Source organism: Chloroflexota bacterium (genome assembly GCA_016197225.1).
Lineage (GTDB): Bacteria > Chloroflexota > Anaerolineae > Anaerolineales > VGOW01 > VGOW01.
Genome location: JACPWC010000016.1, coordinates 43,089 through 68,503 on the forward strand (window position 1 = coordinate 43,089; position 25,415 = coordinate 68,503).

Sequence of the window (25,415 nt, forward strand, 5' to 3'; positions counted from 1 at the left end):
ATTCAATCAATTCACCACAAAGACACCAAGACACAAAGGGCCACCAAGAAATCTTTGTGAAACTTCGTGCCTTTGAGGCTTGGTGGTAAATCGCCGCCTGGGTTTGCGTAAATCCAATCAAACTTTCGAATCTCGGTCAACCGGCCCGCCGCTCGGCCTGCTTGAGTTGCTTACGATACTTCGCCAGGTCTTCAGGCACGTCAATGTCCAGCCCTAGCCCCGGAAAGCGGCAAATTTCAACGCGCGCGCCCCGGTCGCGAGCCAGCGCCTTATGTTGCTCAAAGCTGTCGGGGCCGAAGACGTAGGGAATGATTCGCGGCGGGCGCATGAAGAGGGCGTTGGTGCCGTAATCGCGCCAGTCGGGAGCGATGGTGACGCACTCCGGCTCGTCCGAGGCCGCAATCAATTTGCGAATGTCGTCCGGGTCGAGCAGAGGCATGTCGCTCGGCATCACCAGCACCGCGTGCGCGCCCAACTGCGCGGCCACGTCGGTGGCGCGGGTGAGGGCCGCGTTCAACTCGGTGCGCTCGGACTCGGTGACGGTGTAAGCCTGATGCTTGCGGGCCAGGCGAAGCACTGCCGGGTCGCGGCTGATGACGAGCGTGCGTTGAATTTCGGGAACCTGATTGAGCACTTCGAGGGTGTGGGTGAGAAAGTTGCGGCTGATGGTCTGGCGTTCTTCGGGCGAGAGCACCGGGGCCAGTCGGGTCTTGGCGCGTTTGAAGGATTTGACAGGGACGATGGCCCAGATGGACATGAGTGGGAAGTGAACAGTGATTAGTCGTCAGTGAACAGTAATCAGTAAGCGGGCAAACTCTATCGTTTCCTGGGCAAGTCGAATCTTGTCTTCGTCCGTTTGCATCACGGTGTCGGTCACCAGCACTTTGAGGCCAAGCGATTCGATCTCCGGGGCAACGGTCTCGTCAATTCGATCTATCACCAGGCCGTCTATCGAACCGGCGTAATGCCCGGCCAGGGCCGTCACCGTCGCTTCCAGCCCCAACTCAGTCATCATCTTGGCCGCCGGGCCTTTGAGAGCCATGCCGCCGACAATGGGCGAGACGGCGACCACCGGCATTCCCGCCGCCCGCCGCGACTCGATCAGAGGCCGCAACCCCGGCAAAGCCAAAATCGGCGCGATGCTGACGTAAGGATTCGACGGGCAGTAGATCAGAGTTTCGGCCTCGGCCAGTCGTTCGAGCAAACGCGGCAGGGGCCGGGCCGAGGGCGCGCCCAAAAATTCAAAGTCGCGCACGCGCGGCTCGCACCGTCGGTGAACAAAGTATTCCTGAAACGGCAGTGGCCCGTCGCCAGTGTGGACGAGGGTGCGAACCGGGTCATCACTCATCGGAATGATTTCACTGGTTATGCCGAGTTGACGACAAAAACGTTGCGTCACTTGCGACAAGGTCTCGCCAGCTTGAAGCAGGCGCGTGCGCTCGACGTGAGTCGCCAGGTCGCGGTCGCCAAGCCGGAACCAGGTCTCGCCGCCCAGCCGACCGACGGCTTCCAAAAAATTCCACGTCTCGCCGATCTGGCCCCAGCCGGTTTCGGGGTTAGCGAGTCCGGCGAGGGTGTACATCACCGTGTCCAGGTCGGGCGAGACGCGCAGGCCGAGATGCTCAAAGTCGTCGCCGGTGTTGACGGCAATCGTGAGTTGCTCAGGCTTGAGAGCGCGAGCCAGGCCGAAGGCAAGTTTTGCGCCGCCCACGCCACCGGCGAAAGTGAGGATCGTCATAGCAATTTTTGGCTCTACCGGGTTTGGTGTGAAAGACATTTTGGACGCGGACGCTTCGCGCGCTGATTTTCGCTGATAAAAAATAAAATCTGCGTTTATCCGTGTGAATCCGCGTCCCATTTCCCGGTAAAGCCGGGAGACCCAGTTTCCTTTGCGTTCTTCGCGCCTTCGCGGTTCCTCTCTTTCAGCGCCAAAGCATCACGGCTTCCAGCGGCTTGCGTGAAGCAGGCTTGCCGCCATCTGCCGGGTAGCCGAGCGTGATCAGGGCTTGCGGTTCCCAATCGTCGGGCAGGCCGAGCGCCTCTCTCACCGCGTCCGGGCAGAAGAGCGGCGCGCACATCCAGCATGCGCCCAGCCCTTCGGCGTGAGCGGCCAGCAAAAGATTCTGCACAGCCATCGCCACGCTTTGCGCCGCCATCGTGTACTCGGCCTTCTTGCGCCGCGTGTCAGGATAATGATCCATGTCAGCCATCGAGAGGCAGACGGCGATCACGACCGGCGCTGAGAGGATGCGGGCGCGGGAGCGGGCGACGTCGGCTTCGACGGCCTCAACCGGGTCACCGTCGGCGAGGCGGTCAGCCCGGAGTCGGTCGCCCATCGCCCCGGCCAACGTTTGTTTGGCCGAGTCGGTCTGAATCGCCACGAAGCGCCAGGGTTGCCGGTTGTGGGCCGAAGGCGCCCAGATCGCCGCCGTCAGCACTCGCTCGACAATTTCGACTGAGACGGGTTCGGCAGTGTAACGCCGGATCGAGCGCCGCGAACGGATGGCCTGATCCAGAGTCATTTGATGTTGGTAAATACTTTTTCGGGCAGAATCTTGTAGGTGACGCGCACCTGGCCGGGAATTCTGGGATACTCATTCTTGCCGTGATACTTGTCGTTGAGGCGGCAGATCATTTCGTAGCCGCCCTCTTCGGTCTCTTCGACCACCGTCCCACGAATTTGCAAATACTTATACGGATCATCCGGCTCAGGGATCGCCAGCGCCACTTTGGACTTGCGCGCCAGAGCGCGATCCTTCACCCGGCCCCGGGCGGTGTTGATGACAATGTGTGTGCCGTCCCAGTCGAACCAGATCGGCGTCACCTGCGGCCCGCCATCTTTAAGCGCAAGCGCCAGATACGCAAAGGCTTTTGTCTCCCACTTAAGCAAGTGTTGTGCTGTTTCGGGAATCATTTTTTCTCCTATCGGAATAAATCCAAATCTTTTTGGCGGATGAGTTCCTGGGCGTTGCCGTCGCGCAGGGCGTACGGCAGGCCACGGGCGTGAATGACCGGGCGGCCCTCGGCGGCCTGGCCCATAAGCAGAGAAGCGGCGGCGGCCAACTCGTCGGCGAAGCCGACCTGGGTGACTTGCAGAGGATAATCAAAGAGGTCGGGCGTGCCGCGCAAATCGAGGAGCGCCGGGAGGCCCGCCGCGCCGATGGCGACTCCCACTGTGCCTGTTCGCCAGGCCCGGCCATGCGAGTCATTGATGATCACGCCGACGGTCGCCCCGGTGGCGGCGCGCAATTTTTCGCGCAGTTCGGCGCAGGAGCGATCCGGGTCTTCGGGCAACATCAGTAGATAATCGTCAGTCGAGTCGCCGTGCGGGGCAACGTTGGATCGATCCACGCCGGCGTTGGCGCACACATAGCCCAGCCGGTGCTCGACGACAATCACCCCGGGCCGCATCCGCACAATCTCTTTGCTCTCACGCAGGATGACTTCGACGTGGCGTGGGTCTTTTTGCAGTGGGTCGGCCAACTCCAGAGCGCGGGCCGAGGGCGTCACCGACGACAGCTTGACCAGCCGCCCTTCAGCCTTTGAAACGATCTTCTGAGCCAGGATCAGAGCATCATCATCTTGCAATTGCAGGCCCGTCTCAGCCAGCGATTTGAGGATGATATTAGACAGATCGTCGCCGGGTTGGATGAGGGGGATGTTGGGAAGGGCGGTGAGGGTAAGTTGGTAAGCAGATGCCATTTCAGAGCCAATCTTCAATTTGAAGGTCAGGGATGCGCTCGAAATGCTGTCTATTGTGCGTAAGGAGGGGTGCGCCGTGGCTCAGAGCTATGCTGGCAATCTGCAAATCCAAATCGGCTACAACACTACCAGAATGTTCAAGCGCCGCCTTCAGCGCGCCGAATCGCCGGGCCGAATCATCGTCGAATGGCAGCACGAGGACGGCAGACAGCAACGTATCTACGGCAGCGAGGTTTTGCGATGCGCGCAAAGATCGCCAAGCGCCATGAGTAAGTTCGCCAACAGTGATTGCGGTGACAGCCAGTTGTTCGTCGGGCGAGATTCGGCCTTGCAGGTCAAGGCGGCCACGTAGAATGGCAACACAGTGATCGGTATCCAGAATTCTCATAAAGAAACTTGAGAGCGAGACAGTTGTTGTCGCCGGTTGGCATACACTCTGTCTACCAAATCATCCAGATCCCTTTCATCCTTCCAAAGCCCGAATGCCAGCATGATCGGATGCGTCGTTTGTGATCCGGCGGCAGTTTCGGTTCCCCCGCGCTTCATTTGGAGAAAATCAATAAAGTCGTTAACCTCCTGAAGTAGCGGTTCAGGCAGGCGGCGGATTTTTGAAAGGATCGTTTCGTAGTCAATCATGTTTAGTCTCCTTCATCAACGGCAACCTCTTTGCCAATTCTACTACGAAGCAAATCTCTCCCACGCCTTCTTCGCCAACTCCCTGCTCTTCGCCGTAATCTCGGCCTCGTCCAAAAACAGCAGTTGCCTGTCCTTCATCAGCACCTTGCCGTTGCAGATCGTGGTCGTCACCATCGAAGACTCGAAGCCGAAGATGATGTGCCAGGGCAGGTTGCCGGCGGTGAGCGGCGTGATCGGGTGATAGTCCACAAAGATAATGTCGGCAGCGGCCCCGGGTTCCAGCACGCCAAGTTTCATGTTGGGGAAGAACATGTTCGCCAGGGCGGCGTTGTTGTAGATCGCCATTTGGGCCACATTATAGCCCCCCGCCCGGCGCGGGTCGCGGCTGGTCGCTTTGTGCAAAAAGTAGGCCGCCTTCCACTCTTCCCACATCGCGTTGGAGAAGCCGTCGTTGCCCAGGCAGGTGACGATCCCGGCCCGAAGCATGGCATCCACTTCCGCCGCGCCGACGGCGTTGTTCATGTTCGAGCGCGGCTGGTGAGTCACCCATGTGCCAGTTTCGCGCAGAAGCTCGGCTTCGCGGTAGTCAATATGAACGCAGTGAGCGGTGAGGGTGCGCGGGCCAAGAATGGAGAAGTGCCCCAGCCGATCCACGACTCGCGTGCCGCTCTTCTTCAAGCTGTCGTACTCGTCAACTTCGTGCTCGGCCACGTGAATGTGAAAGCCGCCATCGTGAGCGTTGCGGCAAGCCTCAAGCGTTTCATCTGAAAGCGTCAGCGAAGCGTGCAATCCAAACGTCGCCGCAATTTGTCGTTTGTCGTCTGTCGTTTGTCGTTTTATAAAGCGAACGTTTTCTGCGATTCCTGCCTTCATCCGCTCCGGGCCGTCGCGGTCAGTCACTTCGTAGCACAGGCAGGCGCGGAGTCCGGCTTGCGTCACGGCTTCGGCGATGGCGTCGAGCGAGCCGTCAATGGCGTTGGGGCTGGCGTGGTGGTCAACGAGCGTTGTCGTGCCGTGCTTGACGGCGTCAATCAGGCACACCAGCGCCGAGTAGCGCACATCGTCGAGCGTCAAGGCCTTGTCCAGCTTCCACCACAGCCGTTCCAGAATTTCGGGAAAGTCTTTGGGTGGGTCGCCGGGGATGGCCATGCCGCGCGCAAACGCGCCGTAGAAGTGAGTGTGGGCGCAAATGTTGCCCGGCATGACAAGCTGGCCGCGCGCGTCGAGCGTCGGCGAGTCGGGATATTTGGCGCGCAGGTTCGCCGTCGGGCCAATGTCGGCAATGCGGTTGCCGTCCAGCTTCAGGGCGTGATCGGGCAGAATACGATTTTCGTGGGGGCGGTTCCCATCCCAGGTGACGAGCGTGGCATTTGTGATCAGCATATCTTCTTAGCCGCCGGTCACACCTGACACGCTCCGCGAAACGCGAAGCGTGTCGGGTGTGACCGGGAGCGAACTCAATCAAACGCAGTTGGGCGCGATGGATCGTCGAGATGAGCGAAGCATTCGGTCAGTTGGGCGGCGCTGGTGCGGGCCGACGAGAGTTGCGGGACTTCGTCGCGGACGAAGAAGCCGACTTCGAGAATTTCGTGATCGGGATTTGGCTCGCCGCTGGTGATCTCGCACAGGTAGATCAGCTTGACGGCGTGGAAAGCCGCCAGCGGCTCCCCGCCCCGATTCGCGTCGAAGGCGCCGATCACTTTTTTCGCCACGCAGTCGAAACCCGCTTCCTCTTGCACTTCGCGCACTGCCGCCTCTGAGGGGACATCGCCAACGTCGGCCCAGCCGCCCGGCAAGCACCACCCGCCGTCCGATCTTTCGCGCACCATCAGAATTTTGCCGTCGCGGAAGCACGCGCCGCGCACGTCTACTTTGGGCGTGGCGTAGCCGGGTTGGAGGTTGAACCAGGCGTCAATGGTTGAAGCGGCTTCCCCGGTGTGAGCGGCGAAAATCTCCACCGCCAGGTCGCGTAGCTTCTTGTAGCGTTCCTTGTCAAACGGGCTTTCGGCATAAGTCAACCCGTTTTGAGCAATCGCTTGAATCTTGCGTCCCCAGTTTAGCCAGTTTGGTTGATTGTTTGTCATATTCAATTGTAGAGCGAATTGCCAATTCGCTCTACTTTGCCAATTGCTCCTTCAGCCACTTCTTCTCGGCAGGCAAGGCGTAGCAACGAACGCCAGTGGCATTGTAGATGCCGTTGATGATGGCTGGCGCGGTGGGAATGGAGGCCAGCTCGCCTACACCCTTCGCGCCGTAAGGCCCGTCTTTAGTTTCGTCTTCGACGAAGAAAGTGATGACCTCCGGCGTCTGGTCAATGGCGGGCAAGTGGCACTTGTGTAAAGAGTCGGTCACCACGTAACCATCCTTCATCACAAAGTTTTCCTGCAGGGCCATGCCCAGTCCCATCGAGATACTGCCTTCCACCTGACCTTGCAAAGCCAATGGATTGATCACCCGGCCCACGTCACAGGCGGCGATGACCTTGAGCACTTTCGTCTCGCCGGTCCTGGTGTCCACTTCCACCAGCGCGGCCTGCGCCCCGAATCCAAAAGCGAAGTGATGATATTGTGGAACCATCGGCGCAACATACTGATACATTACTTTGGGTTGGCGGCCTTCGCGGCGGGCGGCCTTCACCACCTCACTCAGGGCTACGCTGTGGCTGCCGTTCGCCCCGCCTGAGGCGGGGTTGCTACGCACGAAGCCGTCGGCGAACACCAGACTCTCCGGCGGCGCGTCGAGCATTTCAGCGGCAGTCTGGCTGAGCACTTTGCGAACCTCGATGCTGGCGTGGCGGGCGGCGTTGCCGGTGACGTAGGTCTGGCGTGAAGCCGTCGTCGCCATGCAGTCGGGCGTGAGATCGGTGTCGGAGACCAGCACGTCCACTTGATGATATGGCACGCCCAACTCTTCGCTGACCACTTGGGCCAACACGCCGACCAGCCCTTGCCCGATCTCCGCCGCCCCGGCCCGAACCGCCGCCCGGCCATTGGCAAAGAGTTCCACTTCGGCCCCGGCGGCGTCGTAAGCGCCGCTGCCGAAGCCGGTGTTTTTATAGGCGCAGGCCACACCCCAGGCGCGGCGCTTGTTGCCTTCAGTCGCCACAAATGGATGCTTCTCCATCTCGGCGGCCACCTTCTCCAAACAGTCTGGCAGGCCGCAACTCTCGGTGAGGGTGTGCCCGGCCAGAGTCTTCTTGCCGACGGCGAGAATGTTCTTCCGTCGAATCTCCAGCGGCGAGAGACCGAGCGCCTCGGCCAGCACATCCATCTGGCATTCCATCGCAAATCCGCTCTGTGTCACGCCGAAGCCCCGGAACGCGCCGCACGGCACGTTGTTGGTATACATGGCATAAGTGTTCACAAGCGCGTTGGGGACAGAATACGGCCCGGCGGCGTGGGTGGTGGCGCGCAACATCACGTGATTGCTCAGGCTGGCATAGGCTCCGCCGTCGCCATAAATCTCAACCTCGTGGGCGGCCAGCGTGCCGTCCTTCTTTGCGCCGGTCTTCATCTTGATGATCGTCGCGTGGCGCTTGGGGTGAACCATGAGCGACTCTTTGCGGCTCAACACCATCTTCACCGGGCGCTTGGTGAGCCACGCCGCCAGCGCGGCGTGAACCTGCACCGACACGTCCTCCTTGCCGCCAAAGCCGCCGCCGATCAAACAGTTGATCACGCGGACTCGGTCTTCCGGCAGGTTGAGCGTGGCCGCGATCTGCTCGCGGTCGCTGAACGGAATCTGGCCGCCGCAGTAAACGGTGAGGCGGCCATTGGCTTCGGGCATTGCCAGCGCCGCTTCCGGCTCGATGAAGGCGTGCTCGACAAATTGGGTTTTGTATTCGCGCTCGATAATCACCTCAGAGTCGGCAAAGCCTTTGGCGATGTCGCCATTTTCAAGATGATACTTGGTCTTGAAATTCCCGGTTGGATGATGTTCGTGGAGGATCGGGGCCGACGGTTGAGCGGCCTCTTTGGGGCCGGCCACGACGGGCAGAACGTCGTAATCCACCTCGATCAGCGCCAGAGCCTGCTCGGCAACGTCTTCCGACTCGGCCACCACCAGGGCGACGGCGTCGCCGACGTAACGAACTTTCTCATAGCACAACACCGGCCAGTCAATCTCATGCACGCCGCTGTCTTTGCGGCCCGGCACGTCGTCGGCGGTGAGAGCAGCAACTACGCCCGGCAGTGCTTTGGCTTTGCTCACGTCCACCCTCTTCAACAGTGCGTGAGGATATTTGCTCCGCAACGCCCGCGCAAACAACATGCCTTCTACATATAAATCGTCGGCGTAGATGCCCTTGCCTGTCACTTTAGCCGCCGCGTCCGGGCGCGGCAGGGGGCGGCTAATGGCGTTGAGGGGCTTCTTCACCTCGGGCGTTTGCGGCACCGGCTGACCGGCGGCTTGTTGGACGGCGCGAATGATGGCGTTGTGGCCGGTGCAACGGCAGATGTTCCATTTGTGGCCGTCGTAAATCTCTTCTAGAGTCGGATCCGGATTCTTATCTAGCAAGGCTTTGCTGGCCATGATGAAACCGGGTGTGCAGAAGCCGCACTGCGTTGCGCCCTGATCCACGTAGGCCTGCTGGATGGGATGAAGCGCCCCGTCAGAGGCGGCCAACCCTTCGATGGTGGTGATGGCCGCGCCGTCCGCCACTTTTTTCATCGGGGCCAGGCACGAGCGCACGGCCTCGCCATCTTTGATGACCATGCAACTGCCGCAGTGGCCGGTGGCGCAACCGTCCTTCACGCCGGTCAGGCGCAGTTGGTCGCGCAGAACGTCCATCAATAAGGTTTGGGGAGAGGCATTCACTTCGCGGCGGTGGCCGTTGACGATGAGGGTGTAGGGTTGGTGGTCGGCCATTGTTTTTTTCTCCGGCATTGGGACAACGAATGTAGGTCAAATCGTCAAACTGCTAAACAACCGAGGCAACTGGCCTCCAGCACTTCTCGTACGAGCGGGGATGCCCGACGCCGACGCGCGCCCGGCGCGTGCCGACTGGAGACCGAAGTTGCCTGAATTCTAGCACACCTTTTACACGTCAATTTCGATTGAATCGACAGCCGCAACCAGGAGTACAATACTCCAAAATGCCAGTCTCGACAGAGCCTTTGAAGGGAGTAAAGGAGACGAACTTATGAGCACTATCATCTTCTACATTTGCCCAATTTGCTTTGAGGTCTACGAAACCGGCGGCGAGTGCCACAGCCACGCGCGCGTCCGCTGTGATGTCGGCGAGCCTGGCGACGAGCGGCGCAAGCCAGAGATCAACGGCGGCGGACGACTGAAGTCACGCGCCCCGCGTTGGTTTCTGGAGGCCATTAGCCGGCCTCCGGCCCAGACGCCATCTTCCCGATAACCCCAATGACCGCCGCCTCCATGTTCATCGAACAGTTTGTGGACGAAGACCTCGGCAACTCAGCTTACCTGCTCGGCTCGCACGACACCAAGCTGACTGTGATCATTGACCCTCTGCGTGACGTGGATCGCTATCTGGCAACCGCCGGGCGGCTGGGCGTCACCATCATCCACGTGCTGGACACGCACCTGCACGCCGACTTCGTCTCCGGGGCGCGTGAGATCGCGGCCCAGACGGGCGCGGTGATCGGGGCCAGCCTGGAGGCGCATCTGGGTTTCGATCACCAGCCGCTGGTGGAAGGCGACGAACTGCCGATGGGCGGCTTTACGATTGAAGTGATGGCGACTCCCGGCCACACCCCGGAGCACATCTCGTTCAAGGTGGTAGCCGACGACAAGACTCCTGCCGCCCTGTTCAGTGGCGGGGCCTTGATCGTGGGTGGGGCGGCCCGCACCGATCTCCTGGGCCACGATCTTTCTGTCCCCCTCGCCCGGAATCTTTATGACACCCTCCACCACCGGCTCATGACTTTGCCCGACGAGGTGGCCGTGTATCCTACGCACGGCGCCGGCTCGTTTTGCGCCGCGCCCGCCTCGTCAGATCGTGTTACAACCATTGGCCGCGAGCGCCGCCACAACGCCCTCACTCAGCCGCAAACCGAAGATGAGTTTGTCGAGCGCGCCTTGAGCGGACTGCCGTCGTATCCGGTTTATTATCAGCATCTGCGAGCGGTGAACCGGCGTGGCCCGCAGGTGTTTGGCGGCCTGCCTGTGCTGGCCCCGCTCTCGCCGCCAGAGGCCCAGGCGCATCTGGGGCGTGGCGCTGTCCTGCTCGACGTGCGTTCGCCCAAAGCATTTAGCAAAGGCCACGTCCCCGGCGCTTACAGCATCAAGGTAGACGCGCCGCTCACCACCTGGGCCGGCTGGCTCATTCCGTTTGGCTCATCGCTCATCCTGATCGCCGAGAATGCCGAAGCGCGGCTGGACGCCACCCGGCAACTGCTTCGCATCGGCTACGATAAATTAATGGGCTACCTCGACGGCGGCGTGGAAGCCTGGGCGGCGGCAGGCCTGCGGTTAGAAACTGTGCCTACTATCTCGATAAAGGAACTGCGTGAGCGCATGCACGACGAGGGGTTGGCCGTGCTCGACGTGCGCCAAAACGACGAGTGGCAGGCGGGCCACATCCCCGGCGCAATTCACATCGAGAATGGCCGCCTGCCCTACGATGACCTCCCATTGCCAACCGACAGGCCAATCGCCGTTCACTGCGCGCATGGCAACCGTTCCATGGCCGGCATCTCGGTTCTGCGGGGACGCGGCTGGCAGAATTTGATTCAGGTGGAAGGCGGTTTTGCGCAGTGGGCGAACGCCGGTTTTGAAGTAGCGCGTGGCTAAACCTATCACCCTCGGCCTGAAAGCCAACTGGGAGCAGTTCACCCTGCTCGTCGTCGTCAACGCCTTCGTCGGCGCAATGGTGGGGCTGGAGCGCGCCGTCGTGCCCCTCATCGCCGAAGCCGACTTTGGGCTGACATCCAAATCGGTCGTCCTCTCTTTCCTCGTCAGCTTCGGTATCGTCAAGGCGCTGGCAAATTTGTTTGCCGGTCGTCTCTCGGATCGGATCGGGCGCAAGCGCATCCTTGTCGCCGGCTGGCTCGTGGGCCTGCCGGTGCCGCTGTTGATCATCTTCGCTCCAGGCTGGAGTTGGATCGTCTTTGCCAATGTGCTATTGGGAATCAATCAAGGGCTGTGCTGGTCAACGACGGTGATCATGAAGATCGATCTCGTCGGGCCAAAACAACGCGGGCTGGCCATGGGTTTGAATGAGGCCGCCGGTTACGTGGCCGTCTCCCTCTCGGCCCTGACCACCGGCTACCTGGCTGCCACTTACAACTTGCGCCCCGCCCCGTTTTATCCCGGCCTGGCCTTTGCCCTCCTCGGCCTGCTCATCTCCCTCTTCTTCATCCGCGAAACCAAAACGCACGCTTCTTACGAAGCGAAATCCCAAAATCCAAAATCCCAAATCCCAAATCAAGCGCCGTCATTTGCTCAAATTCTGTTGCTGACAAGCTGGAAAGACCGCGCCCTCTTCGCCGTGAGCCAGGCCGGGATGGTGAACAACTTGAACGATGGGATGGTCTGGGGTTTGATCCCGATCTTTCTAACCGCCGCCGGTTTGCCCGTCGAGCAGGTGGGCCTCGTCGCCGCAACTTATCCGGGCGTCTGGGGGCTGAGTCAACTGATCACCGGCGCGCTCAGTGATCGCCTGGGCCGCAAGTGGCTGATCGCTTCTGGCATGTGGGTGCAGGCCATTGGCATTGCGCTGTTCGTAGTAGGCCACGGATTTTGGGCGTGGATGTTGGGCGCGATTCTGCTTGGGCTTGGCACGGCCCTGGTTTACCCCACGCTGTTAGCCGCCATCTCCGACGTTGCCCATCCGGAGTGGCGGGCTTCCGCCGTTGGCGTCTATCGTCTGTGGCGCGATGGCGGTTATGCAATTGGCGCGCTGGCCGCCGGCCTGCTGGCCGATGCTTTCAACATCCCGGTTGCCATTGCCGCCGTCGGTGGCCTCACTTTCCTCTCCGGCCTGGTCGTGGCGGCGGTGATGCGCGAGACGTTGCCAGCCAAAGCCTAGAGACTCATGGCAGGAAGCTTTGCCGCGAATCGCTTCCCGCGAAGAAAGATTCAAAACAAGGGCGAAAAGTTTGATAAAATGTGGAAATGGCCTACACTTCGGCATAGAGTTGATTTGCGGCATATAGGTTTTTCATGCCGCAGCGCTATTAACTAAATTCATGGCGGTGTGGCTGAAAATAGAGTTGGGCGGCTCGTTACCGCCGTTACCGCACTTAACCCTAGAGTCCTCTGCAATGTGTTACACTTCGATTGTAATTTGAGTTAAACGAGAAACTGCATGTCCACCACCGGGCCAGTTGATTTTCTTCTGCAAATTCTTTTGGGGGTGTTAGCCGATTCCCCTAAGGAAATAATTGACTGGTATAAAAGGAAATTGAAAGGCATAACATTTGCGGTCTTCGGTTATCGGGGAACAGGCAAGACAACCTTACTCAGAAGAATGCAGGGAATCACTATTCATGAAGAAGTTGAACCAACCTTCGGACGCCAACAAGTATCCGATTTTGATTTTGAGATCTATGGCGGCAAGGAAGTTACAGTAAAGAAGACGTTTGACCCTTCAGGCGAGAAAGGCTCTTGGCCTCTATGGCGGCAGATATTTCTGGATGTAAAGCCGCAAGGTATTATTTTTGTTATTGACCATGAGCGACCAGATGATCACAGGATAGCATTGCGGCGTATCCTGAACATTATTAGACCTAGTAATCCACGACGGCCATCTCTATTCAAAGCAAATCCTTATGTGGCTGCGAGCAACAATCTCAAGGCGTTTCTCTTGTTAGTAAACAAAAGTGACATGTGGGAGAGTCAATCGCCGGGAGGAACGAAATTGCAAGATGTGTTGAAACTATACTCGGCAGAAATACTGGAAATAGAAAAATTCATGCTGGATAAAGGCGGTCAATTCTACGCTGAAAGATGCAGCGCCAAGTATGGCAATCACTTTGATGAAGCGATACCCAATTTTCTAATGGGGATGATACATGGCCGCAGAACTCGGAAGGGAAAAGCCTGAATGGAAAGGCAATTCGCGGAAATATCGTTGTCACCCGGTAAGGGATATGAAATCTCACAGCACTCATCCGACTTGACCAGCACGGAGCTTCAACATCTGTGGGAGAAAGCCCTTCCACAAGGCAATGGGTGGCCCTCCTACATTGGCATGGAAAGTCTAAAGTGTTTCCGTCTTAGCGACAACAAAATAGCAGTTTCTCAGGCCCGTGTCACTAATCAAGAAGATGAATTTGGCCGAAGAGGAATTTTCCGGGCACGAGTTGACATCTTTACTTCTGTTTCTGGCTATATCGAAAAATTAACAAAGGCTTACACACAAATATTATCATCCGCGCGTCTACGAGAATCAGCATTACATCAACCCTCTGTATTCGGCGTAATTGAGCAAGTCCTTTCCAACCGTCAAGTGATATTAGCGTCTCCGTTCATCAATCGAGAGAATTGGCGATATATGGAAGCAATTATTCTAAAGGCAATATTAAGCCTGCCAACGCAAATCTGCCCCTTAGTATCCCTTACAACTTTTGCTCTTTCGCCCTACAGAGAGTCATTTGTAGTTGCTTTGCCTATGAGTATAGCCAAAGATTTGAAGAAGCCCTTTATTACGGTTGGAGGGCATATCTGAAATAGAGAGCGGCCCAATCCTGTTTGTAACTGACCATGCTAACGCGCCGCCCAGCGGGCGAGTCGTCAGGTCAAGCGTCATGTGCCCGCAGATGAGTCTCTAACTCGCCGCGCGGCTGAAACTTGCCGTCAGCCCCTTTACTTCTTCCCCCTCCACTCCTCATAACCCCGCCTCATCTGCGCCACATGATCCGGGACGTGACGCTCGTAAATGTCCAGCCAGTCGTCAAAAGTAATCCAGCCGCTTTCGGAGTGGTGAACTTTGCTCGACCAGGCCGAGTCGGGCAAAGACTTGATGAGCTTGTAGCTTGCCAATCGTAGCCACTTGAACAGTTCGAGCGCCTCGTCGGTGCTTTGTTCGGTGTACTTCAAAGCCTTGGCCCACACGTTTTCGTCGTAGCCCAGCACCTGGCTCCCCGGTTCGGCAATCAGGCGGCGGCAACGCACGAAGCTGTTGGCCTCGCTGTCGGCAATGTGGATGATGATCTCGTGAATGCTCCAGCCGTCACTCGGCTTGAACTGCCATATCTCTTTCGGGAATTGCTTGAGGGCCTCTACAAGATGCTCGTAAGCTTTGCCGTAAGATTCGATTTTTTGGCGGCGTTCTTCGTTGGTCATGGTTGTTCCTTTCTCGAAACAATAGCACGGATTTCCACGCGAAGCGTGAACGGATCGCGATCCGCAAATTCTGCAAATCCGTGCTATTCAAGGTGAACTGCTATTGGGGCCATCTAATCCGCCATCAAACTTTGGTTCTCAGTTGAGGCTGGTTCTGCCGGGATACATCCCAGCAGAGAGAAGGTGGTTTTTAGAAAATGGTGTCCGGGCGGATTAGACCGGCACACTAAACCCATCGGGTCAATCCGAGGCCTAATCCCCAATTTCTATTTCTATTCGTTTGTTGATCTTACCCTTGCTTTTGTAATCCACCACGCGGATTTTGCCGACCTCTGAAGTGTTGGCAACGTGCGTGCCGCCGTCGGCTTGCAGGTCGAGGCCGACGATTTCGACGGTGCGGATTTCGGCAATGCCCTCAGGCAGAAGGTTGATTTTGGTGCGGATGAGGTCGGGGATGGCGAAGGCCTCGGCGCGGGGCAGAATTTTGACCCGGGTCGGACGGGCCGCCGCCACTTCGACATTCACCTTCTCTTCGATTTCCTTCACCAGTTCCTGCCGCATGGTCTCAAATTCAAAATCCATCCGGCCCTTCAGCGGCTCCATGTTGCCGCCGGTCACGCTCGCGCCATAGTCGCGAAAGATCACACCGCACAAAATGTGCATGGCGGTGTGGGTGCGCATGAGTTTGTAGCGGCGCTCCCAGTCAACTGCGCCGCGAACAACTACGCCGACAGCAGGCGGCTCACCCGTGAGTTCATGCCAGATGTGATCGCCTGCCCCTTCAGCCCGCTCAGGGCGGGTCTTTCGAACTTTGGTGACCGGCCACAACCGTTCCCCAACAGAGACGGTTCCCACGTCGTTGGGCTGGCCGCCGCCGCCGGGATAAAAAGCGGTTCGATCCAACGCAATTGCCACGCCCTCGACGGCGATCACCGTCGCCTCAAATTCTTTGAGATAAGCGTCGGTATGATAGAGCGGCTCGGTCATTTGCTTCTCACCAGGCTGTCGTAAAGCGCGCCCACGTTGCGCTCGTGCAGTTTGACCACCAGCCCGGCCAGCGGAATGCGACTCTTGCCGCACGACTCAATATCAATCTGGGCCAGGGCCTCGCGCGGCTTGCCTTTACCGGCCAGGCGGCTTACTTTCTTGCGCAGGGTGTCGAGGTACTTGAGATTTGATTTAATGGCATCGTCAATCTCGCCGCGCAGGATCAGTTCGCCATGACCCTGCACAATGTTTTCCAGCCCCATCGGCGGAATGGATTGTAGGGAATGAGTCAGGTCGTCAATGTCGCCGTCCACAAAATGGGGCAAGGGCATCATCGTGTCGCCGGCAAAGAGAATGCGATCTTCCTTGACCAGCACTATGATCGAATCCGGACTGTGGCCGGGCGAGTGCATGAGGGTCAGCGTCTTCTTGCCCAGATGCAAATCCAGCTGCCCGCGGGTGAAGATAATGCCTGGCAGGATCACTTCGATTTTTTCCAGGTCGGGCGTGTCAGCTTTAGCCTGCGTCAGGCCCCGACGGCCAACGGTGTCCAGCAGAGCGCGGCACTTGCTGTGGGCCACCGTCTCGGCGCCGGTGAAAAAGCACGTGCCGTAAGTGTGGTCGGCATGATAGTGTGTGTTGACGACGTATTTGACCGGAACATTCAGCCGCTTCTGCACAAAGTCCAAAATCTCCAGCGTCTCAGATGGAAACGGCAGAGTATCAATAATGACAGCGCCTTCCGGGGAGACCACTGCCCCAGCCGTCACCTGGGCATAAAGTTCACTGGTAAAAACGTAAATATCGTCGGAAACCCGCTCTCGCAACATGAATATGCTTCCTTAAAAAGAGGATGGCCGCGAGAATAGCACAGTCACTGAAGCAATGCAAGGTTGTCTAAACAAATATGGAGATTTCGCAGACGCTTCGCATGCAGATTTTTTGGGTTCTGCCGGGTGTAACGGGATATTTAGCGCAAAGTCGCAAGGACGCAAAGAAAACTGGCTTATAAGCCTATTGGCCCGAATCGGGTGGGTTGCCGTCACCTGGTGTTTGGCCGGATTCCGGTTTGGGCGTTGAGCCGGCTATCCCCGGCAGGTTCTTGAGCAGGTCAATCAAATTGGTTCCGGTCAGGGCTTCCACCACCACCGGCAGTTGAGCCAGCACATCAGCCACATCCTTCGTCACCCGGGTCACACCCGTGCCAGAGTTGGCGTCGCCACCAGAGTTGATGACGACGATCTTCTCGGTCTGGGCTAACGGTTGAGCAATGGCCGAAGCGAGCGCCGGCAAGTTGTTGATGAGCATTTGCAAAATGGCGGCCTGAGTATATTGGGCAAAGGCCTCAGCCTTCTTGGCCATGGCCTGGGCCTCCGACAAGCCTTGCGCCTGAATGACGTCGGCTTGCGACAGACCCTGAGCCTTCACCACCTCGGCCTGAGCCAGGCCCTGCGCTTTGTTCACATCGGCTTCAGCCAGGCCGCGAGCTTTGTTGGCATCAGCCTCGCCTTTACCCAGGTTGCTGGTGGCGGCGGCCTGACCGGAAGCTTCAGTCTCAAGCGAATACTTCTTGGCGTCGGCCAGCGTGCGAATGCGAAATTGCTCGGCCTCAGCCGGCTTGCGGACGGTGGCTTCCAGTTCCTTCTCTTTTCTCAGCGCCTCCTGCTGTTGCAATTCGATCTGTTTGACCTTCTCTACGACCGAAATCTGAATCTCTTCCGCCTTCACCTTCTGGTTGGTGATGTTTTGCTGTAGGATGTAGGCCAGTTCGGCCTCCGCTTTCTTTTGGTTCGTTTCGGCGTCGTAAGCGGCTTTCTGCACTTGATAATTTTTGTTGGCTTCGGCGATGCGAGTTTCGGCTTGCAGTTTGGCTATCTCGCCTTCCTGCCGCGCTTTGGCCGCCTGCACCGCCGCGTCGCGGGCGGCGTTGGCCTGGCCAATGGCGGCGTCGCGCTTCACTTCGGCGATTCGCCCCTGGCCAAGCGCGTCGAGGTAGCCCTGATCATCGTGGATGTTTTTGATGGTGAAGGAGATGATGATCAGGCCCATGTTCTTCAGGTCAAGCGCCGACACTTCCTGCACCCGCTGGGCGAACTTGTCCCGGTCTTTGTAAATCTCTTCCACCGTCAGCGTACCGAGGATACCGCGCAAGTGGCCTTCGAGGGTTTGCAGGGCAATGTTCTTGATCTGATCAACTTTCTTAGACAGAAACTGCTCGGCGGCAGTAATGATCGAAACGTCGTCCGAGCCGATCTTCACCTGGGCCACGCCGTCCACCGTCACCGGCACACCCTGAGCGGTGTAGACTTTGGTGGTGATGACATCAATCGTCATTAACTCCAGCGAGAGATCGTCAACCCGCTCCACCACCGGCCAGATGAAGGTGCCGCCGCCGCGCACGATACGGAAACTGCGCCGCGAGCGCTGGCCGGTTTGGGTGTCAACGACAGAAGAACCCCGCCCCGACACCACTAGCACTTCGTTGGGGCCAACCTTCTTATAGCGGCTGGCGTAAACGAAGGCCAGCACCAGCAATACAAAGATCAGAGCAAATGCTGCGACGGCGGCCCCAAAAACTCCTGTTGTAGGCATAGATGTAATCTCCTGTTTTACGATTGTGGGCGGACAAAAACAATGCCGCCTACCATTCGCTCAATCACCACTGTCGTATTGCGATTAATGGCCTGGCCGGTGGCTGACTTGGCCGGGAACGTTTTGCGGCCACCCTGAGCCACAAAAGCAACTTCGCCCACGCTGTCCGCCGGAATGGGCGTCACCACTTCGGCCACCGCGCCGATGATGTCTTTCATCGTCACTTCGCTTGAACCTTGCGGCGCGATGAGGAAGTAGCCGAAAGCAAAATGGGCAATCACCGCCACCACCAGCCCGCCAATGGCCGCCGACGCCAAACTCCAGGTGTCAGAAGCGCTGAATATTCCCTGGGCAATCAACCCAAATGCGCCAAACGCGGTGACGAAGCTGGAAATGGTGATTGGACTGAGCGACGGAATCTTGACTTCGCCCCCCGCATGAAGGTCGCCGCCAACGTGAACATCGTGGCCGTCCACGTGAAAATCAATGCCGCCCGGCAAGTGCAGGTTGCTCAAGCCGCCGCCGACTAGAATAACGATTGCATAGATGACGCCAATGCCGAGCAGGGCGCTGAAGAGCAGAGTCATGATCGTAATCTCCAGCGCGTAGTATATACCAAGCGCCGTTTAACGCAAAAGAGCGACGGGTTGTTGATCAACAAGTCGCTCTTTCTTTCATCAAGAGGCCCCACCATGCCGTGTGTCCGCGGGGTTTTGTGCCTGCCGAAGCAGGAGTGGGAGTCGTCTCCACCGGTTTGCCTTGGCTCGAGGCCTATCGCATTCCGCTGGCAAGTTGGCCCCCGTCACAAAAGTGTTGGCTCAAAACCGGGGGTGCGGCATCACGAACACAGCAGGGTCGGCTTTCTTATACCATGCTCATATCATTCCCGCAAGCGCGCAACCCTTAAAAATCGCTTGCCCGGAATTGATATCACTCGGCAATCTTGATATGCAACTCTTTCAACTGGCGCGGCTCCGCCGGAGACGGCGCGCCGGCCATCAAGTCGGCGGCCTGTTGCGACTTGGGGAAGGCGATCACTTCGCGGATGTTCGGTTCACCGGCCAGCAACATCGTCAGGCGGTCAATGCCGGGAGCAATGCCGCCGTGCGGCGGTGTGCCAAACTCGAACGCTTCGAGCATGTGGCCGAATCGCTCCTGGGCCACCTCACGCGGCAGGCCGATCAGGTCGAACACTCTCTCTTGCAGTTTGCGGTCGTGGATTCTGATCGAGCCGCCGGCCACTTCGTAGTTGTTGCACACCATGTCGTATTGCGCGCCGCGCACCTTGCCCGGCTCGGTGTCGAGCAATGGAATGTCTTCTGGCAAAGGCGAAGTGAAGAGATGGTGATTCGGATCCCAACGCTTCTCTTCTTCGCTCCAGGTGAAGAGCGGAAACTCGATGACCCAGCAGAAAGCCAGCACGTTCGGGTCGGCCAGGTTGAGGCGTGTGCCCAACTCGACGCGCAGGCGGCCAAGAGCGGTGGCGGCTACCGCCGGTTTGTCGGCGACGATCAGAACCAGGTCGCCCGGTTTGGCCGCCACTTTTTCCAGAATGGCCTTCATCTTGTCTTCCGGCACGAACTTGCTGAACGATGAGCGCACTTCGTCGCTCACTGCAACCCACAGCAACCCTTTCGCCCCAAAGGTCTTGGCAAACTCCGTCAGCTCGTCAATTTGCTTGCGGCTGTAGCCGGCGCAACCCGGCGCAACGATGGCCTTGACCTGCTCGGCCTCGTCGAAGACTTTGAAGCCGTGGCCTTTCGCCAGATCGGTAATGTTTTGTAATTCCATGCCAAAGCGGATGTCGAACTTGTCGTCGCCAAAACGCTCCAGGGCATCGTGATACGAAAAGCGCGGCCAGGGCTTTTGCAGAATCTTCTTGTCGCCGGTGCTTTCGACCAAAGCCGTAATCAGGCCTTCAACCAGATTCATCACGTCGTCGCGTTGAACGAAGGACATTTCCATGTCCAACTGGGTAAATTCGGGTTGGCGGTCGCCCCGTTGATCCTCGTCGCGGAAACAGCGAGCGATCTGAAAGTACCGTTCGACTCCGGCCACCATCAGCAATTGCTTGAGTTGTTGCGGCGACTGCGGCAGAGCATAAAACTCGCCGGGGTGAACGCGGCTCGGCACCAGATAATCGCGCGCGCCTTCGGGCGTGGTTTTGAAGAGGATGGGCGTCTCGACTTCGATGAAGCCTTTATCGTCCAGATACTTGCGGATGAAAGTGGTGACGTTGTGGCGCAGAACGAGATTTTTTCGCATCCGCTCGCGCCGCAGGTCGAGGTAACGATACTTGAGGCGCAAGGACTCGTCCACCGCAACTTCTTCATTGATGTAAAAAGGCGTGGGCTTGGCGGCGTTGAGCAGTTTGATCTCAAGGGCTTCAACTTCAATCGCGCCGGTGGAAAGGTTGGGGTTTTCGCTCCCGGCCGGGCGCAGGCGAACATTGCCCGTCACCTGAACGACGTATTCGTTTCGCAAATCACCGATGGCCGCGTGAGCGGCGGCATTCTTGGGGTCAGCCACCACCTGAGTCAGGCCCCATCGGTCGCGCAAATCCACAAAGGTCAGGCCGCCATGATCGCGGCGGCGGTTCACCCAGCCAGCCAGAGTCACCGTCTGGCCGGCGTATTCGGCGCGCAGTTCTCCGCAAGTATGTGTCTTGAGCATAAAATCCTCCTGATGATAAATAAAAAGCCGCCCGGCTGAGCAACCGGGCGGCTTCATGTGTCTGTTAGGGCAGGCAATTACACGGCGAACAGAACCAGACGAAACCCCCGGTTGGGGCCATCGTTAGTATTCAGGTTCGCGCCATCAACAATCAAAACTTGTTTCATAAGCGTGGCGGGATTATAGCATCGGGCCGGAGGCGGGTCAAGAACCGGAGGCGTTTTCAAAGAAGAGTGACCACCAGATCTCAAAATTACTGGGTGGATCAGGTTGAGCCGCCACTGCCGGGACGGGTGTGACAACCGCCCCAGCCGGGGCAACCGGCACCACCAGCACTTCGCCGGGTTGAACGTAACGGCCTTCGCCATGCGCCCACTGAGCCACATAGGCGTCCGAGGAAGCAAACGCCACTTCCGTCGCCAGCGCCGACTGGGTGGCGGCCAGCGCAGTGACCTCGACCCGAAGCTGGTTGGCCTCGGCCACGATCCTCTGCTCGGCCTGGATGCGGCGGTTGAAGTCAATGATCACCGTCAGGCCGATGATCAGCCCGGCCACAACCAATAATTGTGGCAGTGAAATATTCAAACCGCGCCGGCGGTCTCTTGGTTTTGCCTCTGTTGCCATTCGAGAAACCTTATTAGAGACCTGTCAGGTGGACGTTCAAAGCCTGCGTCAATGCTCGTCTCATGCGTCCACCTGACAGGTCTGCGCCAATTCTGAAATCCTGCAAGAACTATGCCTGAATAATACTGTCAGCCGCGAATCGGCGCAACTCAACAAAAAATCCCGGTTGAGAGTCAACCGGGATTCTGTGCCGAAGGTGGGAGTCGAACCCACACAGCCTTGCGGCCATAGCGCCCTGAACGCTACGTGTCTGCCAATTTCACCACTTCGGCCTGAGGCAAGGCACATTCTATCCGGTTTCAATGAACTGTCAAATATCAAAAATTGGGCTGGATTGGGTGGCTGTGAGCGTCACGTATCGTTAACCGCGAGTCTCCGAAATGTCGTAAAAGCCGCCGCAGTAGCCGGCGGCGGCTGTATTTAAGGTAGTATCCTTCTAAAAATCATCATGCTATAATCCAAAGCAAATGTCATTTCTGACGCAGGCATTCACCGTCATCGCCACCCGTGAAGGGAGCACAATCTATCATGTGCTGACTCTGTTTGCGTTGGAATTTGCCTTCTTCATTGCCGTCAGCCACCAGCGCCGGGCCGGGCCGGCCTCAAATGCCGCCCGGTTGGCAACTGCCGCCGGCCTCAGCGGCTTTCTGAGAATCATTCTTTTCGCTCTAGCGACTCTCGGCTTCAGCGGCCTATTCTCGGCCCCCGCCCTGCTGGCGCCGCTCGACCGGGCCGTCTCGCTGGCAACTCTGCTGCTGCTCGGCTGGGCGCTGGTATTCCGCGAAGGCAACCGCTGGGCCGACCTGGGCCTGGGCGTCGCGCTCATTGCTGTGCTAATCGGCTACATCGCCGCCGGAGTTCAGTGGTACGAAATTGGCGCAAGGGGCGCGGCTTATAATCCTTACGACATCATCTGGGAATCGGCCAAAGTGGGCGTCGTTCTGCTCACGATCCTGGGCTTGCTCTTGTTGCGCCCCGCAGACTGGGGCACGGCGCTTGGCCTCTTCCTCACACTTTTGGCCGGTAGTGTTTATCACCTGCTTAACCCCATTCCAACTGACAACTACCCGGCCCCCGAACGCATCGCCGAACTCTCAGCCCTGCCTTTGTTGGCGGTGATCTACTACCGGCATTCGATCAGCGTGGCGCTGCCAGCAACTTCGGAGCAAGGGGAAGCCGCCACCGCAGTAGCGGCCAAACCTGCGGTGTCGCTCACCCCGCAGGCGGCCAGCGCCCTGGCCGCCATCAGCGCCATAGACGAAGATCGCAGTGACATCGTCAACCGCATCACCCAGGCCGTTGGCCGCACCCTGCTGGCCGATGTCACCCTGCTCTTTAACCCGCCCGCGCCCGACGGCTCGCTGGCCTGCGCCGGCGCATTCGATCTGATCCGTGAAATGCAATTGCCCGGCTTTAACATGCCGGCCGCCAAAGCCATGTCGTTGGTGTCGGCCATCAGCCGGGGGCGGCCCTTGCGTCTGCGCCCGCCGGCTCGCCAGGCCGAGCTTGACCAGATTGCGCTGGCGCTTGGCCTGCAAAAATCCGGCCCAGCTCTGCTCATGCCGTTGGCTGACGCCGAACGCAGTTACGGCGCGGTGATGATCTTCTCGGCTCACACCCAAAAAGAATGGTCGAACGAAGATCAGGATTTGCTGGTGTCTCTGGCAACGCCGATTGTGGCGACGGTGATCAACCGGGGCAAGAGCATTGAAAAGATCGGCGACTTGCAGAGGCAGTTAGCCGATGCCCTCCGCCGGGTGGAGGCCGCTCAGGCCGAGACTCGCACAGGGCAAGAAAAAGTTGAAGAGGTGGCCTTTGAGTTGGAGGGCGCACGCGAGCAGGCCCGGCGCAGTCGCCAGCAGGTTGAGAGTCTGTCGGCCATCATCAAGGCCGGGGCCGCCGCCGAAAAAGAAGCGCTCACTGAAGGCGAACTGGCTGAACTGTCTACCCTACAAGCCAATTACCGCCGCGCCCTCGAAGACCTGGCCAACCTCAACCAGCAGTTGGTGAATGCCCAGTTTGAAGTGAAAAATCTGCGCGAGCAGTTGGCTGAGTATGTGGAGAGCCAGCCCGTCGTCGTTGACCGCACCGACGAACTGATTGCCATCAGCCGGCAACTGACCGAGGCGGAGGCCGAGAAAGCGAAGCTCCGGCAGGAATTGGCCGAAGCCCGCGCCGCCAGGCCGGCTAAGGATACCACTGCCGAACTAGCCGCCCTCACCCGCCAGCTCGCCGAGACACGATTGGAACTTGAAGGGTTACGCGCCCGGCTGGCGGCGGCTCAGGAAACGCGCCCTGGCCCGGCCCAGGCGCAAGAAGAGTCGGAAGACGTGCAGGCCCTCACCCGCCAACTTGAAATGGCCCAGGACGAGATCGGGCAATTGCAGGAAAAACTGGCGGCGTTGGAATCGGCGCTGGTGCGGCCCGCCGCCGGCGAGGCAACACCGCCGCAGCCGGCGGTGATAGTGTCGCTCATTCAGGATTTGCGTCAGCCCATGTCGTCCATTGTCGGTTACACCGATTTGTTACTGGGCGAGTCGGTGGGCATTCTGGGCGCGCTTCAACGCAACTTTTTAGAGCGGGTCAAAGCCAGCACCGAGCGCATGACGACCATCCTCGACGATCTGTTGCGCATCACCGCCATTGACTCGGGCACGCTCACGCTTCACCAGCAGGCGGTGCAAGTGACCGAGATCATCGAAGACGCCTTCACCAGTGTGGGCGCGCAGTTCCGCGAGAAGGGCCTGAGCCTGCGCATGGACATTGCCGACGACCTGCCGCTGGTGGAAGCCGATCAGGACGCCATTCATCAAATCATGTCGCGCCTGCTGGCCAACGCCTGCGCCGCTTCCGCGCCCAGTTCCGAAGTCGTCGTCACCGCCGAGTCCCAATCCGATGAATATCTGGTGATCTCGGTGCGCGACACAGGCGGCGGCATTCGCCCGGCCGACCAGAGTCGCGTGTTCGCCCGCGCCTACCGCGCCGACCGGCCTCTGATTGACGGGCTGGGCGACACCGGCGTGGGGCTGAGCGTGGCCAAAGCCCTCACCGAAGCTCAGGGCGGCCGCATTTGGGTGGAAAGTGAACTCGGCCAGGGCAGTGTGTTTAGCGTGCTTCTGCCCACCAACACCAACGGCCATCATTAGGCTCCGATGCGCGCGTTTCGCGAAGCTCTGGGCGGACTATTGCTGGCCGCTATTACCACCCTGACGGTCGTGGGCGGAATTTTTTTGGCGATGAGTGAGACGGGCGGCAGGAGTGTAACGCCGACCCTGATCGCGGAAGCAAGCCCGCAAGACACGGCTGAGGCAACAGTGGCGGCTTCCCCGGTGGAGCCGTCTCCCACTCCAACCCCGACTCTCTCTCCAACCTTCACCTCCACCGTCACCGAGACTCTGCCCGTCGAACCAACTCCGACTCAAACACTGTCGGCAACCGCCACGCCATGCCTCCCGCCTCGAAACTGGGTGGCTTACACTGTGCAACGTGGCGACACCTTGTTCCAGCTTGGCTTGCGTTACAGATTAACGACTCGCGAATTGCAAGAAGCCAACTGCCTGAGCAAGACCGATCTCCAGGCCGGCCAACGGCTCTTTGTGCCAACGCTTCCCACCAGCACGCCCACACCAACACCAACCGAGACGGCCACCCTCACGCCAACTGAAACGCCGATCCCGGAAAAGTTGGCGATCACCAATGTCGTGCTCGAAAATGTGGAGCGCGACGAGTCGCGGACGAACGGCGCAATCGCCATCATCCGGGTGGAGTTTTCGGGCGGCCTGCCGCCTTACGCCATTTCAGATGAGGGCATCATTCAGGCCGGAAGCCCGATGCGAATTCCGGCTGAGTGTGACGGCACGCTGATTCACACGGCGCGCGTTGATTCCGCAGATGGACAAATTGCTGTAAAATCGTACTACTTTTCGCCTATCACCTGCCCATGATCC

At 58.7% G+C, this 25,415-nt stretch carries 24 protein-coding genes, 1 tRNA gene and 1 other RNA gene; 7 read left to right on the top strand and 19 right to left on the bottom strand.

Going from position 1 to position 25,415, the window contains the following annotated elements; translation table 11 throughout:
* Positions 1-136 precede the first annotated feature (136 nt).
* From cofC to HYZ49_03345, 10 genes are all read right to left on the bottom strand, one after another.
* Positions 137-757 (bottom strand): 2-phospho-L-lactate guanylyltransferase, encoded by a 621-nt coding sequence (cofC, locus tag HYZ49_03300; GenBank protein ID MBI3241301.1) that lies wholly within the window; start codon positions 755-757, stop codon positions 137-139.
* Positions 758-784: 27 nt separating this feature from the next.
* Entirely contained in the window at positions 785-1,738 is a 954-nt protein-coding gene (locus tag HYZ49_03305; GenBank protein MBI3241302.1) for a 2-phospho-L-lactate transferase, read from the bottom strand.
* Positions 1,739-1,922: 184 nt separating this feature from the next.
* Positions 1,923-2,522 (bottom strand): nitroreductase family protein, encoded by a 600-nt coding sequence (locus tag HYZ49_03310; GenBank protein ID MBI3241303.1) that lies wholly within the window; start codon positions 2,520-2,522, stop codon positions 1,923-1,925.
* Entirely contained in the window at positions 2,519-2,914 is a 396-nt protein-coding gene (locus HYZ49_03315; GenBank protein MBI3241304.1) for a PPOX class F420-dependent oxidoreductase, read from the bottom strand. The genes HYZ49_03310 and HYZ49_03315 overlap by 4 nt, the downstream gene beginning before the upstream one ends.
* Before the next feature lie 8 nt (positions 2,915-2,922).
* Complete coding sequence (gene cofE / locus HYZ49_03320) at positions 2,923-3,702, bottom strand: coenzyme F420-0:L-glutamate ligase (protein MBI3241305.1); 780 nt, start codon at positions 3,700-3,702, stop codon at positions 2,923-2,925.
* Position 3,703: 1 nt separating this feature from the next.
* A complete protein-coding gene (locus HYZ49_03325; protein MBI3241306.1) occupies positions 3,704-4,090 on the bottom strand; it encodes a type II toxin-antitoxin system VapC family toxin in 387 nt (128 codons plus the stop codon).
* Complete coding sequence (locus HYZ49_03330) at positions 4,087-4,338, bottom strand: DUF2281 domain-containing protein (GenBank protein ID MBI3241307.1); 252 nt, start codon at positions 4,336-4,338, stop codon at positions 4,087-4,089. Before HYZ49_03330 ends, HYZ49_03325 begins: the two co-directional genes overlap by 4 nt.
* 42 nt (positions 4,339-4,380) lie before the next feature.
* Positions 4,381-5,721 (bottom strand): putative aminohydrolase SsnA, encoded by a 1,341-nt coding sequence (gene ssnA, locus HYZ49_03335; protein ID MBI3241308.1) that lies wholly within the window; start codon positions 5,719-5,721, stop codon positions 4,381-4,383.
* A 74-nt stretch (positions 5,722-5,795) separates the two neighbouring features.
* The gene (locus HYZ49_03340; protein ID MBI3241309.1) at positions 5,796-6,422 is read right to left on the bottom strand and encodes an NUDIX hydrolase; all 627 of its coding nucleotides are present in this window, start codon (positions 6,420-6,422) and stop codon (positions 5,796-5,798) included.
* Positions 6,423-6,453: 31 nt separating this feature from the next.
* The gene (locus HYZ49_03345; GenBank protein MBI3241310.1) at positions 6,454-9,204 is read right to left on the bottom strand and encodes a molybdopterin-dependent oxidoreductase; all 2,751 of its coding nucleotides are present in this window, start codon (positions 9,202-9,204) and stop codon (positions 6,454-6,456) included.
* A gap of 274 nt (positions 9,205-9,478) precedes the next feature.
* Here HYZ49_03345 and HYZ49_03350 point away from each other — a divergent pair, with 274 nt between their 5' ends.
* From HYZ49_03350 to HYZ49_03370, 5 genes are all read left to right on the top strand, one after another.
* Positions 9,479-9,700: a hypothetical protein gene (locus tag HYZ49_03350; GenBank protein ID MBI3241311.1), complete on the top strand. Its 222-nt coding sequence runs from the start codon at positions 9,479-9,481 to the stop codon at positions 9,698-9,700.
* A 5-nt stretch (positions 9,701-9,705) separates the two neighbouring features.
* The gene (locus tag HYZ49_03355; GenBank protein ID MBI3241312.1) at positions 9,706-11,097 is read left to right on the top strand and encodes an MBL fold metallo-hydrolase; all 1,392 of its coding nucleotides are present in this window, start codon (positions 9,706-9,708) and stop codon (positions 11,095-11,097) included.
* Between the two features lie 76 nt (positions 11,098-11,173).
* A complete protein-coding gene (locus HYZ49_03360) occupies positions 11,174-12,334 on the top strand; it encodes an MFS transporter (GenBank protein ID MBI3241313.1) in 1,161 nt (386 codons plus the stop codon).
* Positions 12,335-12,613: 279 nt separating this feature from the next.
* Complete coding sequence (locus tag HYZ49_03365) at positions 12,614-13,351, top strand: hypothetical protein (protein MBI3241314.1); 738 nt, start codon at positions 12,614-12,616, stop codon at positions 13,349-13,351.
* Positions 13,352-13,975, top strand: a complete 624-nt coding sequence (locus HYZ49_03370) for a hypothetical protein (GenBank protein MBI3241315.1) — start codon at positions 13,352-13,354, stop codon at positions 13,973-13,975. It begins immediately after the preceding gene.
* A gap of 137 nt (positions 13,976-14,112) precedes the next feature.
* On the opposite strand, the gene HYZ49_03375 is transcribed toward HYZ49_03370, so the two are convergent.
* From HYZ49_03375 to HYZ49_03415, 9 genes are all read right to left on the bottom strand, one after another.
* Positions 14,113-14,592 carry a DinB family protein gene (locus HYZ49_03375; protein ID MBI3241316.1) on the bottom strand — a complete coding sequence of 160 codons (480 nt, stop codon included), beginning with the start codon at positions 14,590-14,592 and terminating at the stop codon, positions 14,113-14,115.
* A 252-nt stretch (positions 14,593-14,844) separates the two neighbouring features.
* Positions 14,845-15,579, bottom strand: coding sequence for an alanyl-tRNA editing protein (locus tag HYZ49_03380; protein ID MBI3241317.1), 735 nt, complete (start codon positions 15,577-15,579; stop codon positions 14,845-14,847).
* Positions 15,576-16,409, bottom strand: a complete 834-nt coding sequence (locus HYZ49_03385) for an MBL fold metallo-hydrolase (protein ID MBI3241318.1) — start codon at positions 16,407-16,409, stop codon at positions 15,576-15,578. Before HYZ49_03385 ends, HYZ49_03380 begins: the two co-directional genes overlap by 4 nt.
* A 184-nt stretch (positions 16,410-16,593) precedes the next feature.
* Positions 16,594-18,171 carry a flotillin family protein gene (locus HYZ49_03390; protein ID MBI3241319.1) on the bottom strand — a complete coding sequence of 526 codons (1,578 nt, stop codon included), beginning with the start codon at positions 18,169-18,171 and terminating at the stop codon, positions 16,594-16,596.
* 17 nt (positions 18,172-18,188) lie between these two features.
* The gene (locus tag HYZ49_03395; GenBank protein ID MBI3241320.1) at positions 18,189-18,758 is read right to left on the bottom strand and encodes a hypothetical protein; all 570 of its coding nucleotides are present in this window, start codon (positions 18,756-18,758) and stop codon (positions 18,189-18,191) included.
* A gap of 93 nt (positions 18,759-18,851) precedes the next feature.
* Positions 18,852-19,030, bottom strand: a non-coding RNA gene (gene ssrS / locus HYZ49_03400) — 6S RNA.
* A gap of 71 nt (positions 19,031-19,101) precedes the next feature.
* A complete protein-coding gene (gene aspS / locus HYZ49_03405; protein ID MBI3241321.1) occupies positions 19,102-20,844 on the bottom strand; it encodes an aspartate--tRNA ligase in 1,743 nt (580 codons plus the stop codon).
* Positions 20,845-21,048: 204 nt separating this feature from the next.
* Positions 21,049-21,429, bottom strand: a complete 381-nt coding sequence (locus tag HYZ49_03410) for a hypothetical protein (GenBank protein MBI3241322.1) — start codon at positions 21,427-21,429, stop codon at positions 21,049-21,051.
* 227 nt (positions 21,430-21,656) lie between these two features.
* Positions 21,657-21,740, bottom strand: a tRNA-Leu gene (locus HYZ49_03415).
* Positions 21,741-21,935: 195 nt separating this feature from the next.
* On the opposite strand from HYZ49_03415, the gene HYZ49_03420 reads away from it, so the two are divergent.
* Complete coding sequence (locus HYZ49_03420; protein MBI3241323.1) at positions 21,936-24,614, top strand: hypothetical protein; 2,679 nt, start codon at positions 21,936-21,938, stop codon at positions 24,612-24,614.
* A 6-nt stretch (positions 24,615-24,620) separates the two neighbouring features.
* Positions 24,621-25,412: a LysM peptidoglycan-binding domain-containing protein gene (locus tag HYZ49_03425; protein MBI3241324.1), complete on the top strand. Its 792-nt coding sequence runs from the start codon at positions 24,621-24,623 to the stop codon at positions 25,410-25,412.
* The last annotated feature ends 3 nt before the right edge of the window (positions 25,413-25,415 follow it).

Bases quoted from the DNA above. Each gene is read 5' to 3' on its own strand.
- HYZ49_03380 (MBI3241317.1), bottom strand. From the start codon at position 15,579: ATGACCGAGCCGCTCTATCATACCGACGCTTATCTCAAAGAATTTGAG.
- cofE (MBI3241305.1), bottom strand. From the start codon at position 3,702: ATGGCATCTGCTTACCAACTTACCCTCACCGCCCTTCCCAACATCCCC.
- HYZ49_03365 (MBI3241314.1), top strand. From the start codon at position 12,614: ATGTCCACCACCGGGCCAGTTGATTTTCTTCTGCAAATTCTTTTGGGG.
- HYZ49_03420 (MBI3241323.1), top strand. From the start codon at position 21,936: ATGTCATTTCTGACGCAGGCATTCACCGTCATCGCCACCCGTGAAGGG.
- HYZ49_03425 (MBI3241324.1), top strand. From the start codon at position 24,621: ATGCGCGCGTTTCGCGAAGCTCTGGGCGGACTATTGCTGGCCGCTATT.
- ssnA (MBI3241308.1), bottom strand. From the start codon at position 5,721: ATGCTGATCACAAATGCCACGCTCGTCACCTGGGATGGGAACCGCCCC.
- cofC (MBI3241301.1), bottom strand. From the start codon at position 757: ATGTCCATCTGGGCCATCGTCCCTGTCAAATCCTTCAAACGCGCCAAG.
- HYZ49_03370 (MBI3241315.1), top strand. From the start codon at position 13,352: ATGGAAAGGCAATTCGCGGAAATATCGTTGTCACCCGGTAAGGGATAT.
- HYZ49_03385 (MBI3241318.1), bottom strand. From the start codon at position 16,409: ATGTTGCGAGAGCGGGTTTCCGACGATATTTACGTTTTTACCAGTGAA.
- HYZ49_03325 (MBI3241306.1), bottom strand. From the start codon at position 4,090: ATGAGAATTCTGGATACCGATCACTGTGTTGCCATTCTACGTGGCCGC.
- HYZ49_03360 (MBI3241313.1), top strand. From the start codon at position 11,174: ATGGTGGGGCTGGAGCGCGCCGTCGTGCCCCTCATCGCCGAAGCCGAC.
- HYZ49_03390 (MBI3241319.1), bottom strand. From the start codon at position 18,171: ATGCCTACAACAGGAGTTTTTGGGGCCGCCGTCGCAGCATTTGCTCTG.
- HYZ49_03305 (MBI3241302.1), bottom strand. From the start codon at position 1,738: ATGACGATCCTCACTTTCGCCGGTGGCGTGGGCGGCGCAAAACTTGCC.
- HYZ49_03330 (MBI3241307.1), bottom strand. From the start codon at position 4,338: ATGATTGACTACGAAACGATCCTTTCAAAAATCCGCCGCCTGCCTGAA.
- HYZ49_03395 (MBI3241320.1), bottom strand. From the start codon at position 18,758: ATGACTCTGCTCTTCAGCGCCCTGCTCGGCATTGGCGTCATCTATGCA.
- HYZ49_03340 (MBI3241309.1), bottom strand. From the start codon at position 6,422: ATGACAAACAATCAACCAAACTGGCTAAACTGGGGACGCAAGATTCAA.
- HYZ49_03310 (MBI3241303.1), bottom strand. From the start codon at position 2,522: ATGACTCTGGATCAGGCCATCCGTTCGCGGCGCTCGATCCGGCGTTAC.
- HYZ49_03355 (MBI3241312.1), top strand. From the start codon at position 9,706: ATGACCGCCGCCTCCATGTTCATCGAACAGTTTGTGGACGAAGACCTC.
- aspS (MBI3241321.1), bottom strand. From the start codon at position 20,844: ATGCTCAAGACACATACTTGCGGAGAACTGCGCGCCGAATACGCCGGC.
- HYZ49_03315 (MBI3241304.1), bottom strand. From the start codon at position 2,914: ATGATTCCCGAAACAGCACAACACTTGCTTAAGTGGGAGACAAAAGCC.
- HYZ49_03375 (MBI3241316.1), bottom strand. From the start codon at position 14,592: ATGACCAACGAAGAACGCCGCCAAAAAATCGAATCTTACGGCAAAGCT.
- HYZ49_03350 (MBI3241311.1), top strand. From the start codon at position 9,479: ATGAGCACTATCATCTTCTACATTTGCCCAATTTGCTTTGAGGTCTAC.
- HYZ49_03345 (MBI3241310.1), bottom strand. From the start codon at position 9,204: ATGGCCGACCACCAACCCTACACCCTCATCGTCAACGGCCACCGCCGC.